17 protein-coding genes and 1 pseudogene are annotated in these 18,079 nt (G+C 42.6%); 4 read left to right on the top strand and 14 right to left on the bottom strand.

Annotated elements, in window-relative coordinates; genetic code table 11:
- Positions 1-22: 22 nt before the first annotated feature.
- The 4 genes from CHI10_RS01035 to miaA form a co-directional block, all read right to left on the bottom strand.
- Complete coding sequence (locus CHI10_RS01035) at positions 23-256, bottom strand: glutaredoxin family protein (RefSeq protein ID WP_095242430.1); 234 nt, start codon at positions 254-256, stop codon at positions 23-25.
- A gap of 72 nt (positions 257-328) precedes the next feature.
- Complete coding sequence (gene spoVK / locus CHI10_RS01030; protein WP_095242429.1) at positions 329-1,279, bottom strand: stage V sporulation protein K; 951 nt, start codon at positions 1,277-1,279, stop codon at positions 329-331.
- 371 nt (positions 1,280-1,650) lie between these two features.
- Positions 1,651-1,884, bottom strand: coding sequence for an RNA chaperone Hfq (gene hfq / locus CHI10_RS01025; protein ID WP_009330585.1), 234 nt, complete (start codon positions 1,882-1,884; stop codon positions 1,651-1,653).
- A 27-nt stretch (positions 1,885-1,911) separates the two neighbouring features.
- On the bottom strand, positions 1,912-2,874 hold the full coding sequence (gene miaA / locus CHI10_RS01020) for a tRNA (adenosine(37)-N6)-dimethylallyltransferase MiaA (RefSeq protein WP_095242428.1): 963 nt from the start codon (positions 2,872-2,874) through the stop codon (positions 1,912-1,914).
- 274 nt (positions 2,875-3,148) lie between these two features.
- Between miaA and mreBH the strand changes: the two genes are divergently transcribed.
- A complete protein-coding gene (gene mreBH, locus CHI10_RS01015) occupies positions 3,149-4,156 on the top strand; it encodes a rod-share determining protein MreBH (RefSeq protein ID WP_095242427.1) in 1,008 nt (335 codons plus the stop codon).
- A gap of 184 nt (positions 4,157-4,340) precedes the next feature.
- Here the strand turns inward: mreBH and mutL are convergent, their stop codons facing one another.
- The 6 genes and pseudogenes from mutL to CHI10_RS00990 all read right to left on the bottom strand — a co-directional run bounded on the left by mutL (position 4,341) and on the right by CHI10_RS00990 (position 11,556).
- Positions 4,341-6,263, bottom strand: a complete 1,923-nt coding sequence (gene mutL, locus CHI10_RS01010; protein ID WP_095242426.1) for a DNA mismatch repair endonuclease MutL — start codon at positions 6,261-6,263, stop codon at positions 4,341-4,343.
- A gap of 17 nt (positions 6,264-6,280) precedes the next feature.
- A complete protein-coding gene (mutS, locus tag CHI10_RS01005; RefSeq protein ID WP_095242425.1) occupies positions 6,281-8,881 on the bottom strand; it encodes a DNA mismatch repair protein MutS in 2,601 nt (866 codons plus the stop codon).
- 192 nt (positions 8,882-9,073) lie between these two features.
- Complete coding sequence (locus CHI10_RS01000; protein ID WP_095242424.1) at positions 9,074-9,691, bottom strand: PH domain-containing protein; 618 nt, start codon at positions 9,689-9,691, stop codon at positions 9,074-9,076.
- A gap of 116 nt (positions 9,692-9,807) precedes the next feature.
- Complete coding sequence (locus CHI10_RS22155) at positions 9,808-10,197, bottom strand: VOC family protein (protein ID WP_179288916.1); 390 nt, start codon at positions 10,195-10,197, stop codon at positions 9,808-9,810.
- 348 nt (positions 10,198-10,545) lie between these two features.
- A pseudogene (locus CHI10_RS22830) lies at positions 10,546-10,857 on the bottom strand (VOC family protein); the annotation flags it as partial.
- A gap of 153 nt (positions 10,858-11,010) precedes the next feature.
- Positions 11,011-11,556, bottom strand: a complete 546-nt coding sequence (locus CHI10_RS00990; protein ID WP_048008951.1) for an outer spore coat protein CotE — start codon at positions 11,554-11,556, stop codon at positions 11,011-11,013.
- A 306-nt stretch (positions 11,557-11,862) separates the two neighbouring features.
- On the opposite strand from CHI10_RS00990, the gene CHI10_RS00985 reads away from it, so the two are divergent.
- The 3 genes from CHI10_RS00985 (at position 11,863) to CHI10_RS00975 (ending at position 12,993) form a co-directional block, all read left to right on the top strand.
- Positions 11,863-12,237, top strand: a complete 375-nt coding sequence (locus CHI10_RS00985; RefSeq protein WP_095242422.1) for a hypothetical protein — start codon at positions 11,863-11,865, stop codon at positions 12,235-12,237.
- Between the two features lie 43 nt (positions 12,238-12,280).
- A complete protein-coding gene (locus CHI10_RS00980; protein ID WP_095242421.1) occupies positions 12,281-12,577 on the top strand; it encodes a hypothetical protein in 297 nt (98 codons plus the stop codon).
- Between the two features lie 65 nt (positions 12,578-12,642).
- Positions 12,643-12,993, top strand: coding sequence for a hypothetical protein (locus CHI10_RS00975; RefSeq protein ID WP_076255900.1), 351 nt, complete (start codon positions 12,643-12,645; stop codon positions 12,991-12,993).
- A 103-nt stretch (positions 12,994-13,096) separates the two neighbouring features.
- On the opposite strand, the gene CHI10_RS00970 is transcribed toward CHI10_RS00975, so the two are convergent.
- From CHI10_RS00970 to CHI10_RS00955, 4 genes are all read right to left on the bottom strand, one after another.
- Positions 13,097-13,522 (bottom strand): YlbF/YmcA family competence regulator, encoded by a 426-nt coding sequence (locus CHI10_RS00970; RefSeq protein ID WP_095242420.1) that lies wholly within the window; start codon positions 13,520-13,522, stop codon positions 13,097-13,099.
- Complete coding sequence (gene miaB / locus CHI10_RS00965) at positions 13,522-15,066, bottom strand: tRNA (N6-isopentenyl adenosine(37)-C2)-methylthiotransferase MiaB (protein WP_095242419.1); 1,545 nt, start codon at positions 15,064-15,066, stop codon at positions 13,522-13,524. Before miaB ends, CHI10_RS00970 begins: the two co-directional genes overlap by 1 nt.
- A gap of 299 nt (positions 15,067-15,365) precedes the next feature.
- On the bottom strand, positions 15,366-16,232 hold the full coding sequence (locus CHI10_RS00960; RefSeq protein WP_095242418.1) for a 2-oxoacid:ferredoxin oxidoreductase subunit beta: 867 nt from the start codon (positions 16,230-16,232) through the stop codon (positions 15,366-15,368).
- The gene (locus CHI10_RS00955; protein ID WP_095242417.1) at positions 16,233-17,969 is read right to left on the bottom strand and encodes a 2-oxoacid:acceptor oxidoreductase subunit alpha; all 1,737 of its coding nucleotides are present in this window, start codon (positions 17,967-17,969) and stop codon (positions 16,233-16,235) included.
- Positions 17,970-18,079 lie beyond the last annotated feature (110 nt).

The raw sequence follows: 18,079 nt of genomic DNA, 5'->3' as shown, positions 1-18,079 counted from the left end.
TCCACGAGCAGGCCCCACTATATTATTGCTTTACATTCGCCATAATCGTATTCGGATCAAAGCCAATGACCCATTTTCCATTCACATTAATTTGAGGCACTCCCATTTGGCCTGTGGTTTCAACCAGTTTTTGTGCTTCTCTCTGGTCATTCTGCACATTAACCTCTTTATAATCCAGCCCCTGCTGATCCAGGAAGTTCTTCACCATCGTACAGTAAGGACAAGTATTTGTAGTATAAACTGTAATTTCATTCATTTTACATTCCTCCTCCAGTAAAAAAACAATGCCAATGTTCATTGACACTGTCTATTTTATTACAATATCCCCTTAATCCGCTTCTTCAAACACCAAATCATTGCTTCTGAGAGTCATCAGATCATGTTTATCATAGCTGTTTTGCATTAATAGACGCATGGCCTGTGCCCTGATTGATTTTTCAAGGATGTTTCGGATGTAGCGCCCGTTCGAAAAGCTGTTAGGGCTGAGATTGGTTTTTACAAAATGCAAGTGCTCCCTCAGCTTCTTTTCGGATTCATGACTTAAAGTATACTCCCTTTCCTTTAGCATCCTTTGCCCAATTTCCATCAGCTGCTCTATCGAGTAATCAGGGAAGTCAACAACAAGTGGAAAACGTGAATGAAGACCCGGATTCAGCGTCAGGAAATGATTCATTTCTCTGGAATAGCCTGCCAGAATCAGAATAAAATCATGCTGGCGGTCTTCCATATGCTTGACGAGGGTGTCAATGGCTTCCTTGCCAAAGTCTTTTTCTCCGCCTCTGCCTAATGAGTACGCTTCATCGATAAAAAGAATCCCGCCAATCGCTTTTTTTACCAGATCCCTTGTCTTTTGGGCGGTATGGCCAATGTATTCACCTACAAGGTCGGCCCGCTCTGCTTCAATCAAATGTCCTTTTGACAGCACATTCATTTTTTGAAAAAGCTTGCCTATTAATCGGGCAACCGTTGTTTTACCTGTGCCGGGATTACCCTTAAACATCATATGCAATGCTTGCTTTCCAGCTTTGAGACCGGCTTCTTCCCGCTTTTTATTCACATAAATCCAGGCATAAATCTCCTTGATCATTTTCTTCATTTCTTCCATTCCTACAAGAGCGCCAAGTTCTTCTTCAATTTCTTTGAGAGCTGTATGCTCAGCCGGAATGGCTTTTGGAGCCGCTTGGGATTCGGGAAGCTCTTTTGTGTATGTTTTACGCTTTTGTGAATTGAGCACGATGCTGATCTGTCCATTATTTTTCAGGCGAATCGGCTGGTCCAAAAGCTATCACCTCACATTCTTAGCACAGTATACACAAAGAAGTAATCGTTGTGACAAAAGCCTATATGATCCCCGATAATACGGTTATTAGGCTAAAATACGACAAGGTCCTGCCGTTTTCAACAAGAGTCAACGCAGGAGTGTCGGTTCATGCGGTTTCCCGAGAAATAACGGGTTTTTCTCCGCTTTAGAGAGTGCGGATAACTGACAGTATTCTGCCAGTTCATAAGGAACAAGCCCACCAACTCTTATCCACATTAAATTCTCATATCTATATGTATTCAGCCATCATCCATTTCATTAAAAATATTTGTCTTTGCATAAGAAAATAGCCCGCTTCAGTCGAAGCGGGCTTTTCTTCCAGTTTTATATTATTGCTGGTTTTCCATATCCAGCTGAACATTGCGCTGTGGAACGAAGGTAGAAATGGCATGCTTATAAACAAGCTGCTGTTTCCCTTCTGATTCGAATAATACTGTAAAATTATCAAAGCCTTTGATTTGGCCTCTAATCTGGAATCCATTCAACAAAAATACAGTACAATTAATATTATCCTTGCGTAGCTGGTTAAGTACCTGATCTTGAATATTGATTGCTGATTTCATAATAATCCTCCTCTTTTATCTCTATCATTATGTATTCGATTTTATTTTCAGCTTTCCTTCAATATGAGCAGAAATTTCAGCGAATTTTTTTTCAAACTCATGGGGATCAACTGAATCGGACATATCAAACCATTCCACATTCATCTTGTTTCGAAACCATGTCAGCTGTCTTTTTGCATATCTTCTTGAATTTTGCTTCAGATTTTCTACAGCATCCTCCAATGAAACACGCCCATTAAAGTATTCATACAGCTCTTTATAACCAATGGCCTGAATGGACTGGCAATCCATTAATCCATGATCATAAAGTGATCGCACCTCTTTAAGCAAGCCCTCCTCCATCATGATGTCGACTCTCTGATTGATGCGGTCATATAAGGTTTCCCGATCCATTGTTAACCCAATCAGTGCCATATCATAAAGCAGTTCCGGGTTTTGTTTTTCCTGATACTGAGACATTGTCTTTCCTGTGCAATGGTAAATTTCCAACGCCCTGATCACTCTTCGAATGTTATTGGGGTGAATTTTTTCCGCGCTTTCAGGGTCTATGTCCAAAAGCTCCTCATAAAGAACAGTGTTCCCTTCCCTTTCAGCGCGTTCCTCCAAGATTTTTCTGAATTCCTCATCTGAAGGCGCATCTGAAAATTGGTAATCATAAATAACAGATTGAATATATAATCCCGTCCCGCCAACAATCATTGGAAGTTTGCCTCTGGAGGTGATCTCTGCGATTTTGCTTCGTACCAGTTCCTGGAATTCAGCTGCCGAAAACGGCTCTTCAGGATTTTTGATGTCAATTAGATGATGCGGAATCCCTTCCATTTCTTCTTCTTTAATCTTTGCCGTTCCGATGTCCATGCTTTTATATATTTGCATTGAATCTCCGCTGATGATCTCGGCATTAAATCTTTTTGCCAGAAGAATGCTTAATTTTGTTTTCCCAACAGCTGTAGGGCCAATCAGCACTGCAAGCTTTTCTTTTTCACTCATCTGTTCACTGCCTTTACTGCCATTCTAATTTTTCCCTGCCATATGGCAGGGAAATTTTTCAGGTACCATCTTACCATTCTTTTCATAAAAAAAGAACATTTATGCATTATGAACAAGTTTCATGTTTCCTATTCGACAAGTTTCCTAAAATTTTCTTATAAAATTACATTTTATTAACGATTCTATAACAAACAAAGGCTAACCCCCAAAATCGTGTTAATTTATTAGAAGGTTATATTGTGACAATATAAATTTGAAAATAGGTGAAGAATTCATGTTAAATACATCTGAAATTGGAATAGACTTAGGGACTGCTAATATCCTTGTATACAGCAAAACCAAAGGCATTATCCTTAATGAACCTTCTGTAGTAGCAATTGATACAGAAACGAAAAAAGTGTTAGCTGTCGGTAAAGAAGCAAAAGAAATGATCGGGAAAACACCTGGCCGCATCGTTGCCATCCGGCCTCTTAAAGACGGGGTTATTGCCGACTATGACACAACAACTGAAATGCTTCGCCAGGTTATGCGAAAAGCATCGAAAAAAGTCGGATTCGCTATCAGAAAGCCGAATGTCGTTGTATGTACCCCTTCTGGTTCTACAAGTGTTGAAAGAAGAGCCATCCATGATGCTGTCCGCCATGCGGGAGCGAAGAAGGTACATCTGATCGAAGAACCTGTTGCAGCCGCAATTGGTTCAGGCATGCCTGTCGATGAGCCTGTCGCGAACGTAGTCGTTGATATTGGCGGCGGTTCAACAGAAGTTGCCATCATCTCGTTTGGCGGAGTTGTTGCCTGCAATTCAATCCGCATTGGCGGGGACAGACTTGACGATGATATCATTCAATATGTACGTAAAGAATATAACGTCCTTATTGGTGAAAGAACAGCCGAGCATATTAAAATGGAAATCGGCTACGCGCTGATTGACCATGAAGAACTGACAATGGAAGTGCGCGGCCGCGACCTTGTTACCGGCCTGCCGAAGACTATTACACTGTCTTCCTATGAAATCCGTGATGCAATCAAAGAATCATTGCTTCATATTCTTGAAGCAATCCGTGCAACCTTAGAGGACAGCCCGGCTGAACTCAGCGGAGATATCGTAGACCGCGGGGTAATCCTTTCCGGCGGCGGTGCCCTCTTAAACGGCATGCAGGAATGGCTTTCACATGAGATTGTTGTGCCTGTTCACCTTGCCCCTAGCCCGCTTGAATCTGTGGCAGTCGGAACAGGAAAAGCGCTGCAATTTATTGATAAGCTGCATACAGCGGTAAGATAACCTATAAGAAAAGCATTCATTTTGCGGAATGGATGCTTTTTTGTTACGTATAATGACGATTTGAACCACTTATGGTTTCTTATGAGCGACAAACAATTTTATGGGTATTACACCTTTTAGTTTACATAACATAATTATTGTCTATAAAAAACGCTGAACCAATCTGATTCAGCGTCATCTCTTTCTACATTACCCTCTTAAACATTTTCTCCATTTCATAAGTGGAGTAATGAATAATGATAGGCCGTCCATGCGGGCATGTGAAGGGATCGGAGGAGCTCCGCAATTCATCAAGCAACGCCTGAATTTCATCATTGCGAAGATGGTGATTCGCTTTAATGGAAGCTTTACAGCTCATCATGATAGCTGCTTCCTCGCGCAGTTTTTTAATATCGACTTTCTTCATCGCTAAGAGCTGTTCAATCATATCTTCAATGATTTCCTGTTCCTCGCCTTTTGGAAGCCATTGAGGATGGGAACGGACGATAAAGCTGTTATGTCCAAACGGCTCCAGAAATACCCCCACTTTTTCAAGCTCAGCTTTGTATTCATCGATTTTGATATAATCATCTGTTGAGTATTCAAAGGTAAGCGGAATGAGCATCTCCTGCAATTCGCTTTCAACCTGGCCGACCTTCTCCCTGAAATACTCGTACTTAATCCGCTCCTGTGCAGCGTGCTGATCAATGATATAAAGGCCCCGGTCATTCTGGGCAAAAATATACGTCCCATGCATTTGTCCAATCGGATAAAGCGGGGGCACACGCGATGGCTCCTTTACCGTGGCAGTCTCTGCGAAAAATTGTTCCATTCCTGCAGCTCTCGGCTCTTCGGACTGGAATATGTGCGGATCCGCTTGAGGCAATTCTACTGATTTATGGCTAAAATCCATAGTATGTGCATCCTGCAAGCCAGGAGTTTTTGCTGCATGCAGCTCCGCAGGAGGACTTTGCGGGCTATGAAGAACTGCTCTGTCCGGATACTGCCGAACAGCCTCCTCCCTCGTTTCACGCACAAAAGAAGGGACCTGCTCGCGTTGCTCAGGCAAATGATCCAAATCAAGAGCTGTCTGTTCCGACTTGGGCTTCAGGCTTTTCGGCTGTGTAAACCCTGATGGAATCAGTTCCTCTTTTTTAAATGCAGCCTTCAAAGCACCTGATACAAGCTCATTCAATTCATGTTCCTTGCTTAAACGCACCTCCATTTTCGACGGATGGACGTTCACATCGACAAGGAGCGGATCCATATCAATGTTCAGGAGTACTATCGGGTAGCGTCCGATTGGCAGCAGTGTATGATACCCCTCCTGAATGGCTTTAGCCAATGAGTAATTTTTGATAAAGCGTCCATTGATCATGGTGGAAATATAGTTTCTTGACGCCCTTGTAATTTCCGGCAGTGCTGCATAGCCGCTGATTTTAAAATCAAGTGAGCTTGCTTCAATCCGAACCATCTTTTTCACGATATTGAGCCCATAAATAGCTGCAAGCACCTGCCGCACATCCCCGTTTCCATTCGTCTGCAGAAGCTTCCGCTCATTATGGATCAGGCGGATGGCGACCTCAGGATGGGCAAGTGCCAGCCTGTTAACCACATCTGTAATATTGCCAAGCTCTGTGTGGATTGTTTTCATATATTTGAGACGTGCCGGGGTGTTGAAAAATAAATCCGTTACAGTGAGGTCAGTCCCTTTTCTCCCGGGTGCCTTTTCCATCACGTCCACTTTTCCGCCTTCGATGACCACGCGCGTTCCCGCATCGCCAGTTGAAGTTTTCATCTCAATTCTGGAAACAGACGCAATACTGGGCAAGGCCTCGCCGCGGAATCCAAGCGTGCGGATGCGGAAAAGGTCATTTTCGTCTTTTATTTTACTGGTAGCATGGCGATGAAAGGCATTCAGGACATCATCTTCCTCAATGCCATCCCCATTATCAATGATGCGGATCTTAGCTAAGCCGGCCTCTTCCACTTCAATTTCAATAATCGTGCTTCCGGCATCAATCGAGTTCTCCATCAATTCCTTTACCACTGATGCAGGACGCTCCACCACCTCGCCGGCAGCAATCTTATTTGAAAGCGAATCATCCAGCTGAATGATTTTCCCCATCTCGTCACCCCTGTTTATCAATTCTTCAATTTCCTATGCAGCTCATATAATGTATTTAATGCCTGCATTGGAGTCATATCCAGGATATCGAGCGCTCTGACTTTATCAATGATCTTCTTTTCTTTGGATCCCAATGAAGGTTTCTTCACGTCTTCATGTTCCTCAAAGAAGGATAACTGTGCAGCAGGCTCTGCAATCTTTTCTGCAGCAGGAATCTCTTTTTTCACTGGGTGAGGGTCGTTCGATTCAAGACCTGTTAAAATTTCATTTGCCCTGACAATGAGTTCATTCGGCAGCTCTGCAAGCTGGGCAACATGGATTCCGTAACTCTTATCTGCTGCTCCTTCTTTAATTTTATGAAGAAACACAACCCGTCCATTTTGCTCGACAGCGCTGACATGGATGTTTTTCACTTTTGGCAGTTCTTCTTCAAGCACGGTCAATTCATGATAGTGGGTGGAAAACAATGTCTTCGCACCAATCCGGTTGTGTATATATTCAATGATTGCCTGCGCCAATGCCATTCCATCATATGTCGAAGTTCCGCGCCCGATTTCATCAAATAAAATTAAGCTATTTTGTGTGGCATTCACAATGGCATTTCTCGCTTCAAGCATCTCGACCATGAACGTACTCTGGCCGGAAATAAGGTCATCAGCGGCGCCGATTCTGGTAAATACCTGGTCGAAAATAGGGAGTACTGCTTCTGCAGCAGGCACATAGCATCCGATTTGCCCTAAAATCGCAGTAAGTGCGATTTGACGCATATACGTACTTTTACCGGACATATTTGGCCCTGTAATCAGCAGCATTTCCCTGTCTGCATCCATAGAACAGTCATTAGGCACATATTCCTGTGCGTTCAGCACCTTTTCAACGACTGGATGGCGGCCGTCTTTGATATAAATCCGTCTTTCATTAGAAAAGTTTGGTTTTGTATAATGTCTCTGTTCGCTGACGGCTGCGAAGCACTGAAGAACATCCAACTCACTAACCGTTTTCGCCAGCTTTTGCAATCTCGGAATATATTCTTTTACATATTCGCGGACATTCGTAAATAATTCATACTCGAGCTCCACACACTTTTCCTGCGCTTCCAGTATGAGTGCTTCTTTTTCCTTTAATTCAGGCGTAATAAATCGTTCCGCATTTGTAAGGGTCTGCTTCCGCTCATATTGTCCTTCCTGAAGAAGGTGCAGATTGGAGCGGGTTACTTCTATATAATAGCCAAACACACGATTAAAACCGATTTTTAAAGATTTTATGCCCGTTTTTTCACGTTCCTGCTTCTCCAGCTGGGCAATCCAGGTCTTCCCGTTTCTGCTGGCATCGCGATATTTATCAAGCTCTTCATGATAGCCGTCCTGAATAATGTTTCCATCCTTCAAAGACAGCGGCGGATTTTCCATTATGGCGCTTTCCAAAGTATCCGTGACTTCTTCGCAGGCATCCAGGCGTTCAGCGAGCCTCACTGCTTCCTCATTCGACAGATTTGAGACCATTTCTTTTAAAATTGGTATCTGCTGAAGAGAATTCTTAAGCTGTACAAGATCGCGGGCATTTACATTCCCAAATGCCACTCTTCCTGCAAGGCGTTCCAGATCATAGACTTCCTTCAGCTTTTCCCGGATTTCTTCCCGTTCAAAGAAAGAGCCAATCAGCGTTTCAACCAAAGAATGGCGGCGCTTAATTTCCTGTTCATCTATAAGCGGCCTGTCGATCCATTGCTTTAATAGTCGTCCTCCCATGGCTGTCTTTGTTTCATCCAGGAGCCACAATAGCGAGCCCTTCTTGCCTTTGCTCCGGATAGTTTCTGTCAGCTCGAGATTCTTTTTCGAGAAATAATCAATTTTCATGTATTGATTTACTTGATAAGTCGCCACTTTTTGAAGGTGATCCAGACTTCTCTTCTGCGTGCGGTACAGGTAATTAATTAATCTGGAAGATGTTCTCCTTAGCTTGTCCTGATTTAAATCACTCAGAAGTCCTTCAAAGGAGTCCCGGACTTCGCAATCATCCTCGAATGAGATCGCCATGACGGAGCGTTCTTTCATTCTCCGCTGCCATTCACCATCAAAGTCGGGAGAGATGACTACTTCCTTTGCTCCTGACATGGACAGTTCGTTCAGAACTTCCTCAAACCCGTTGCTTAACATCGTTACCTTCGTCTCACCTGTGGATAAATCATTGGTGGTAAATCCAAAGGTTTCATCTTCAAAAGCAGAAATCGATGCAATATAGTTGTTCTCTTTTTCCTGAAGACCTTTGCCCTCCATCATTGTTCCAGGCGTGATAAGCTGAACGACTTCCCGTTTCACAACGCCCTTTGCCTGTTTTGGGTCTTCCGTTTGCTCGCAGATTGCGACTTTATATCCTTTTTCAATCAATTGTTCAATATAAACCGGTGCTGAATGATATGGCACTCCGCACATGGGAATCCGTTCTTTCGTGCCTCCCTCGCGGCTCGTTAATGTGATTTCAAGCTCCTGTGATGCTTTAAGTGCATCATCAAAAAACATTTCGTAAAAGTCGCCAAGGCGAAAAAATAAAAAGGCATCCTGATATTCTGCCTTTACCCGTAAATATTGCTGTATCATAGGCGTGTATGCTGCTGCCATAACTTCCTCCAACGATCCATAATCTTTTATTTTTATAGTTTTGTTTTAGAGGATTCCTCTAAAAACGTCTTTTTCATTATATCATAGATTATTAGGTGACTCAGATGTGCAATATTTGCCTTGGGTATTCTTTATAGGTTATGAGGTTTCGAAATTCAAAAGCAGCTCCCCAATGGAGAGCTGCCAGTATTCTTAGTTATTGATGTATTTTTCAAACACATAGCCGAAGTCTTTCACATTGTATTTCTTGCGGCTGTTCATCAGCCAGTTGAAGGCTGTTTCATTTAATACGCGGAAATTGTCCACTACGTTGGCATCCTGGTTGGATACTGAACGGCCAAGGGTGCTTGATGCCAAGCTAAGGCTTTTTTCAGCATATTCCATGGAAACTTCATTTTCGCGGCAGATCTCGGAAATGCGGATCAGGGCTTTATATAAATCTTTCAATTCTTCAATATGCTTTTTATGTACGTCAATCGAGAATGCCTGAGATCCGATTACGAATTTGATTTCCACATCCAAATCAACTGTACCGGCTGTTTCCAGCATCACGTTTGAGATCGTGTATTCGCGGTAGCTGTAGCGCTTTAAAGTGCGTTTTTTGCTCATAGCACTGGTACCATCCAGATGAATAAGCGCCTTATTTGTAAAGCAATATTCATCGGATTTGGACTTGATCAGGAAATAGATTTTCTCATTATCTTCGTGCAGGACATAATCATCCGCGTCGACTTTGTCATAATCAGCCGGGTGAATGACACTTCCCACATCACTTAATCCCAGCACATCAGAAGCAACTTTTTTAAACATAAACCCACAACCTTTCTGAATTCAGTTTACTACTTTGCTATTTTAACATATGCAGGAAAACGTTGGCTTTATCATTTTAAAAGTAACAACGAAAATACCCCGGCAAACCGATTGCCTCATATACCCGGGGTATTCATCAATACAATCGGCCATCCATCAGGATCTTCAAAGGTCAATCCGCCTCTGCTCCAGTATGGATTTTCCGGTTCTGTTTCCAGATATCCAAGAGCAGCAAGCCTGTCGGCCATGTTATCCCTCTCCAGACGGTCTCCCACATAAAAAACTAATAGATGCTCTTTAGCAGGCTGCGGAAGCTCCATTTTTTCCTTGGATTGAGTAAATTCAAGATGATACTGGCTGTCAGGAAGACCATACATAATCCCATCATAGCCTTCATGGTTCCAAAATTCGCCGACTCTCTTCAGACCCAATCCTTCTTCGTAAAAGGCAATAAGTTGATCAAGCTGATTTGTCGGTCGTGCAATGCGAAATTGTACAGCAGGGATGCTCCCTTCCCATTCTTTTCTCACAATCAGTTCATATGGATATTTCTGATGCCTAAACCTGGCATCCCTTTGTCCTGATGCAAATATTTTAACAGGAGAAATAACGGCAGCCCTTTCAGTTGGATACCAATTCCGCCCCTCCTTCACCAGGACAAAAACCCCCTTGCTGTCCCCGTAAAAGGCAAAGGTCTCACTGGAATCCATTTGTTCATTTTTCAGGTACTGATCTAATTCATGCTCCATTGCAGCAACATCCCTAACAGGCAAACCAACCTCTCCGACATCGTGCCATTGGTTCCCCTTCTTTTTTATTCCCTCTAAAGGACGCTCCAGCATCTCCAGAATATTTCCGTCCGGATCGATAAAATAGGCCTGCTTGCCCTTCCAAAACATGCTGTACTCGCCTTTCTGATTTGGAAGCAGCACACTTTCAGCCCCTAATATCTGATACATATGGTCAAAGTATTCGGCATTTGTCCGGAAACACACATGATAATTAGGAATCGCATCATCTTTTTCAAAAAGAATTTTTGTTGTGCCGGCCATTATCGTAAAATAACTCTCAGTCTCTGTCAGCAGCTCCATCTCCAGCACATTTGTGTAAAATTCTTTCATTCTGTGCACATCATGGCACTTTAAATTCACTTGAAATATTTTCATCTTCGCCTCTCCCCTTTGCATCTGATAACTCCATTCTAAGTAAATTCAATTCAAAAGGATTCAGACTAAAGATGGAAGGTGCTGTCGTTATTTCGCTTGATTTCAGAGGATAGTAAAAAGAAAAACTAGGAAGTAAAACCTCCTAGTTTGTTATTACTCTTCTTCAGTTCCCACCAGAAAATCCGGATTTAAATCCTCGAATTCTTCATCTTCCACGTCAAGTCCCCAAGCGTCATCATCACATTCGCACTTGTCTGGGTAGACAGCTACACACACTTTTGTTTCGCCGATTACCTCGACCATGAACTCTCTTTCCACTGTGACGATGATTTTGTTGCCGTTTGGAGAAATGACAGCTTCACAGCAGCTCGGCTGCTGCAGAACACGGGCGATGATATCATGATCATCCAAACAGTCCGGATCACGGTACTTCAACTTAATGACATCTTTATACTCAACCCGTTCGGTAACAACTTCGGTTTTTGTATTATTGTTAAAAGAGTACCAAACGTTAATGTCATAATGGCCGCAGATTTCCACTGTTTTTCCGGCTTTTTTCGCCTCGTACGTATGGTTTATGATCCAGCAGCCAAGTATGCTTGACGGATGGTGTGACGGGCAGATCGTATGATTGGACTGTGTGAATTTACGTCCTTTCGCAACGACCGCTTTCGTTATAATCTCTCTGTAATCTCCCATTGCGAGCGAACCCTCCTCATTCATTTTCAATTCATCCTATGCGGGATATTAGACTAGTGTGCGATAATTTTTATGAATGTTAGGCAAAAGTATTGGCATGATTTATAGTATGCCGGAAGCGGGCGAATGTTCCGGTCTGAACAAATCCTGCCGGAGATTAAATATGTATACTGGCTGCAATAAGAAAGCGGCTTTACCCATAAATAGGTAAGTAATTGAAAAATGCACGTTTGTCCTATTACACCTGCGGAGACAGCTTGGCTAATGAATCAATATAATAAACTAGCGATAAGGAGGTGAACAGGAATGGCAGACAAGGAGAACTCCAGCTATAAAGTTTCAATCAATGGAAAAGAGCTGACAGGGGAAGAAGCAAAACAATATGCAGAACAGATGGTTGCCAAATTTACTGAATCATTGGGCGGAATTTATTCAAAAGGATTAGAAAAAATTCAGTCTGAAGAGTTAAAAGGAAATTTAATGGAATCTCTTAAGCCATTGAAAAACTTGGAAGGTCTCTTCGCAAAAAATTCCTCCGGGATCGGGAGTATGATCCCAGCATTAAAAAATCTGCTGCCTGTTGTGGAAACATCCGAGGATTATAAACAGGTGAAACTATCTGTAAATGGAAAAAAACTTTTGGATTTAGATCTTACCGACATGATGAAGAAAGATTCATAATCTGGACATCAGCCACTTCAATCAATTGAAGGAGGTGAAAACCATGCTATCAAGATGCTATGACGATTACGAAAATGACAATAGCGTATTGCCAAGCGGAGGAGCAGTAAATGGAGCAGACAGCGGCAACGAAGCTGAAGCTTTTACTTTCGCTGCACAAGCCAATCTTCCGCAAACAAACCTGAACGGACAATTGCCGATTTCAGGAGGCGGATTTGCTGTCAATGCTGCACTGATCAACATTCCGATTCTTTCCGCTCAATACAATGTTGCAAATGGAGGAGACTCCACAGCTATTTCTGTAAACACTACAACTCAGCAGCAAAGCAATAAAGCTTAATATTAAAATAAAGCCATTTTTCTATGCAGAGTCTTAAAATGTCCAAAAAGAAGGGAGGGAGTACCATGCTAAGTCAAAATATACAAAAACTGGATCTGGATCCGGAAGTCCTCAAGCAGCTGGGTATTCCAAAGGAGTTCATTGATATGGCTGCAGAAGCAGGAATACCGTCCATCAATAACCATGCTGCCGGCGGAAAGGGCGGACGGGCTATTAATCTCACATATGTGGATAATTACTCGACATTGCTCCTTGTATACACTTTCCTTCTTAACTTTTTGGACAAAAAGTCTGATGATGCAGGAACTAAAATGCTCAATCAATCCTTGCTGTCGACTTTAAATGCTGCGATTATCGAACAGCAGGAGTATAGAAAAGAATTTTTAAAGGCAGTAGAACTACTGCGAAACCAATAAATGGCCCCCCCCACAACCCATGGCCAATACCAATTCCTCCCTTAAATATAGAGCGTAAAAAACACCCTGCACTATCTGGTGCAGGGTGTTTCCGTTTCTGTAATTAATGTGAACAGCTGCTGTTCTTGATCTTAGATCCCGTTTCGCCGCTCAGCAAATCTCCGCCCGTAGTCATAATGACTTCGTCTGTTACTGTGTTGGAAATCGCATTTGCCACAATTTGAAGCAATTCATTAACATCCACCTGGGATTGCTTGAATTCCTGTACAACAGGAATCTCATCCAGCTGCTGCTCCAATTTGGCTATTTTTTCTTCCGTCTTCTTTAATGCTTCAGCTTTTCCATAGTGCTGAAGATTAACAGCCTGCTTTTGCAGACCTTTGATGGCTGTGATGGTTGCACTAACCTTTTCATTACCATTAATCTGTGCTTCTGCACGTTTGAAAAAATCCACTTCTTCTGTCTCTGCAATCATACGTGCCAAATCCTTCGCACGTTCAACAATTTCGCTCTTTGTGTATTTAGCCATTACTGATTCACCTCTACCGCGTCTAGTTCTTCAACCATTTCTCCGTTTAAGGACCATGTCTTTGCAGCCGATACTTTTACTTTTACAATTTTGCCGATTGCTGTTTTCGGCCCCTTAAAGTTTACAAGCTTATTTTTTCTTGTGTATCCTGCAAGAATTTCAGGATTGTTCTTGCTTTCACCTTCCACAAGAACTTCTACAGTCTGGCCTTGATATTGTTTCATTGCTTCTGCCGAAAATTCATTTACTAATGCATTCAGACGCTGAAGTCGCTCTTTCTTTACTTCCATTGGTACATTATCCACCATTTTGGCAGCTGGTGTACCTTCCCGAGGTGAGTAAATGAACGTATAAGCAGCTTCGAAGCCTACCTCCCTGAATAGGGAAATTGTTTCTTCAAATTGCTCTTCTGTCTCATTAGGATAGCCCACAATGATATCAGTGGTGAAGGTTGCTCCTGGAATAGCCGCTTTAATTTTGCGAACCAGCTCCAAGTATTGTTCTCTTGTATATTTACGCGCCATGATTTTTAAGACATCCGTTGAACCGGATTGAACCGGTAGGTGTATGTGTTCTACCAGATTTCCGCCTTTTGCCAGCACTTCAATCAGATGATCATCAAAGTCTCGCGGATGGCTGGTTGTAAAACGTACGCGCGGAATATCGATTTTGCGCATTTCATCCATCAAATCGCCAAGGCCATATTTGATATCCTCAAAATCTTTTCCATATGCGTTTACGTTTTGCCCAAGAAGGGTAATTTCCTGATAGCCCTGTGCAGCTAACTGACGAACTTCCTGAATGATGTCCTCAGGACGTCTGCTCCGCTCTTTTCCGCGTGTATAAGGAACGATGCAGTAGGTGCAGAATTTATCACAGCCGTACATAATGTTAACCCATGCCTTAATATTGCCGCGGCGCACTTTTGGAAGGTTTTCAATTACATCCCCTTCCTTTGACCATACTTCAATAACCATTTCCTTTGACATATAGGCTTCCTGAAGAATGTTAGGAAGACGGTGGATGTTGTGTGTTCCAAAAATCATATCTACCTGGTTATACGTTTTAAGAATCTTGTTAACAACCGATTCCTCCTGGGACATACATCCGCAGACCCCAATCAGAAGATCCGGTTTTTCTTTTTTTAAATGTTTAAGATGGCCAAGTTCTCCAAACACTTTATTCTCGGCATTTTCCCGGATGGCACATGTATTAAGCAAAATGACATTCGCATCTTCCACTGAGTCTGTAGGCTCATAGCCAAGACCAAGGAAAATGCCGGCCATTACTTCGGTATCATGCTCGTTCATCTGGCAGCCGTACGTGCGGATATAGAATTTTCGGCCATTTCCCATTCCATGAAATTCTTCTGGGATGTTAAAATCTTTATGATATTTCACTTCTTCTTTACCGCGTTTTTTTGCTTCCTTTAAGGAAGGTGCAGTATAAACAGTTTCAAAGTATTTGCTGTAATCCTTCGCGGTTTTGTCCGAAGGATTTGCTGTTTGCACTTGCTGGCTTTCTAAACGCTGTTTTTCGTTCATCATTTATCCCCTTTCTCTTTCTTCTGAGCAGCATCTATCATTTAAACTCAATTTTCAGCTATTATCATGTTGTGCATTTTATATATATGCACATTATTATAGTATAAGGCTTTCTGATAGTTAAAACAATAGAAAACAGCACTCAGCCTCTCATCATCAGCTATTACTTGTATGTACGATCAGGGATATTTTTAATCCTGCACAATCACTAATACTAGACTAAATTTAGTATTTTGTGTGTGATACTTGTCACATTCCCCTCAAAAAAAGAAGCCCGGGTTCCCCGAGCTTCTAGTCCATTACATAAATTCAGCTGCAAGTTTATCAAAGTGAGCTTGATCAAGTTCAAGGTCCGCTTGTGATAATGGAGTTTCAGAGTATCCTGAAAGCAGTTCCTGATATGACTTTCGCTCAGTGTCCTGATAGATTAAGCCAGTTACAAGACCGCTGTGCTTCATAAGAGTCTGCATAGCCATTTCGCGGCTTGAATGATCATAGCCTTCTACATCGCTAAGCTTTGTCAGGTTTTCTTTAAACCAGTCATATGTGTTTACTTTGTTGTATGTAACACATGGGCTGAACACGTTAATTAAAGAGAAGCCATCATGCTTGATTCCTGCTTCGATTAACGCAGTCAGATCTTTAAGGTCAGTTGAGAAGCTTTGCGCTACGAACGTCGCACCAGCTGTTAATGCCATTTCCATTGGAGAAATCGCCTGTTCAATAGAACCTTGCGGAGTGGACTTAGTTTTGAAGCCAGCCGCAGAACGCGGTGAAGTCTGTCCTTTTGTTAAACCATAGATTTGGTTATCCATTACGATGTAAGTGATGTTCACATTACGGCGGATTGCATGGATCGTATGGCCCATACCGATCGCGAATCCATCACCGTCACCGCCGGAGGCGATAACTGTCAAATCGCGGTTGGCCATTTTAACACCCTGGGCGATTGGAAGTGAACGTCCATGAATGCCATGGAAACCATATGAATTGATATAACCGGAAATACGTCCGGAACAGCCGATGCCTGATACGACAGCTAAGTTCTCAGGCTCTAAACCAACGTTTGCTGCCGCACGCTGAATCGCAGCCTGCACGGAGAAGTCTCCACAGCCCGGGCACCAGTTTGGTTTTACATTATTTCGAAATTCTTTAAATGTGGCCATTTAGAACAACTCCTTGCATTTTGTGTGAATTTCATGCGGCAAGAATGGATTTCCGTCGTACTTCAATAGCTTATATACTTTCTCAGAATGTCCGACGTTCATCTTCATGATGTTCGCTAATTGTCCTGTAGCATTGTTTTCAACTACGGCGATTTTCTTAGCTGTTTTTACAAGCGGCAATAATTCATCAGTTGGGAAAGGATGAATCAGGCGAACTTGTGCATGATTTACTTTAATGCCGTCCTGTTCAATCCTGCCCATAGCTTCCTCAATTACACCTCTTGTTGAATTGAAGCCAACGATCAGCAGGTCTGCTTCTTCATGCGGAGCATTCTTGTGAACAGGTGTATTGAACTTAATATTTTCAACCTTGCGGAAACGCTTATCCATTTGCGCGTTGCGGTTTGCAGCTGATTCTGAAGGCTTTCCCGTTTCATCATGCTCAACACCTGTTACATGATGGATTCCGTTCTTCATGCCAGGTATTACACGTGGAGAAACCCCATCTTCTGTAACCTCAAAGCGCTTGAAGTAGCCTTTGTTTTCAATTTCAGGAAGTTCTTCTGTAACAAGTTTTCCACGGCGGATTTCAACTTTACTGAAATCCAGCGGCTCCACTGTCTGTTTACCAAGAGAAAGCTGCAAATCTGATAGGATTATAACCGGGCACTGGTATTCTTCTGCCAGGTTAAATGCTTCCGCTGTATCATAGAATGCTTCCTGTACAGTACTTGGAGCAAGGACGATTTTTGGAATCTCGCCATGAGTGCCGTAAATCATTGCCATTAAATCAGATTGCTCCTGTTTTGTCGGAAGTCCTGTGGAAGGTCCTCCACGCTGTGTATCCACGATAACTAAAGGTGTTTCAGTAATCCCTGAAAGGCCGATTGCTTCCATCTTAAGGGAAAGCCCAGGACCGGCAGATGCAGTAAGTGAGCGGACACCTGCGTAGTTTGCACCAATTGTCATTGTAACTGCGGCAATTTCATCTTCTGTCTGGATAACAGAACCGCCAAGCGCAGGAAGCTTTTTAATCAGGTATTCCATGATTTCGGATGCAGGTGTGATTGGGTAAGCGGCCATAAAGCGGCAGCCGCCTGCAAGCGCACCAAGAGCGATCGCATCGTTTCCGATCATAAATAGACGCTTCATTCCGTCTGCTTTTTCAAGCTCCATTAATTCCACATCATCACTAAGCTTTTCCTTCATGAAATCAAAGCCGGCCTGAATGGCTTCCATGTTCTTGTCGACAACCTGCTGTCCCTTACGTCCAAAAATTTCTTGAACAACTTCTTCAAATACTTTAATATCTAGATTTAGAACTGCACATGTCGCACCAACAGCAACCATGTTTTTCATCAGGGATGTTCCAAGCTCAGTAGCAATCTCTGTAAAAGGCACTGCAAACAAAACTGCATTCGTATCTTCTGGCTGTTTAGGATCAAATTTCGCATCTGCAATCATGATCCCTTTATCGTGAAGTTCTTTGTAGTTTAAATCGATTGTTTCCTGGTCGAAAGCTACCAGAATATCTAAATCGTCTGATATAGATCGGATTTGTGACGTGCTGACGCGAATCTTGTTGTTCGTGTGCCCGCCTTTAATTCGTGATGAAAAGTGGCGGTAACCGTACAGGTAGTAGCCTAAACGATTTAGCGCAATGGAAAAAATCTCTCCGGTACTTTCAATACCTTCCCCTTGCTGTCCTCCAACTTTCCATGAAAGTTGATTGATCATCTCTTACACCCCTTTAGATACGTTAAGAAATTATGTAAAAACGCATTGTTTATATCAGTGTAGTACTTGTCCAGTCACTCCGCCATTTCAACATGCATTTTAGGCTATAT

The sequence above is a fragment of the Bacillus sp. 7894-2 genome, assembly GCF_002272225.1.
Taxonomy (GTDB): Bacteria; Bacillota; Bacilli; order Bacillales; family Cytobacillaceae; genus Cytobacillus.
Note: the sequence above shows the minus strand (reverse complement) of the source record. Positions and strands in the feature narration are given on the sequence as shown.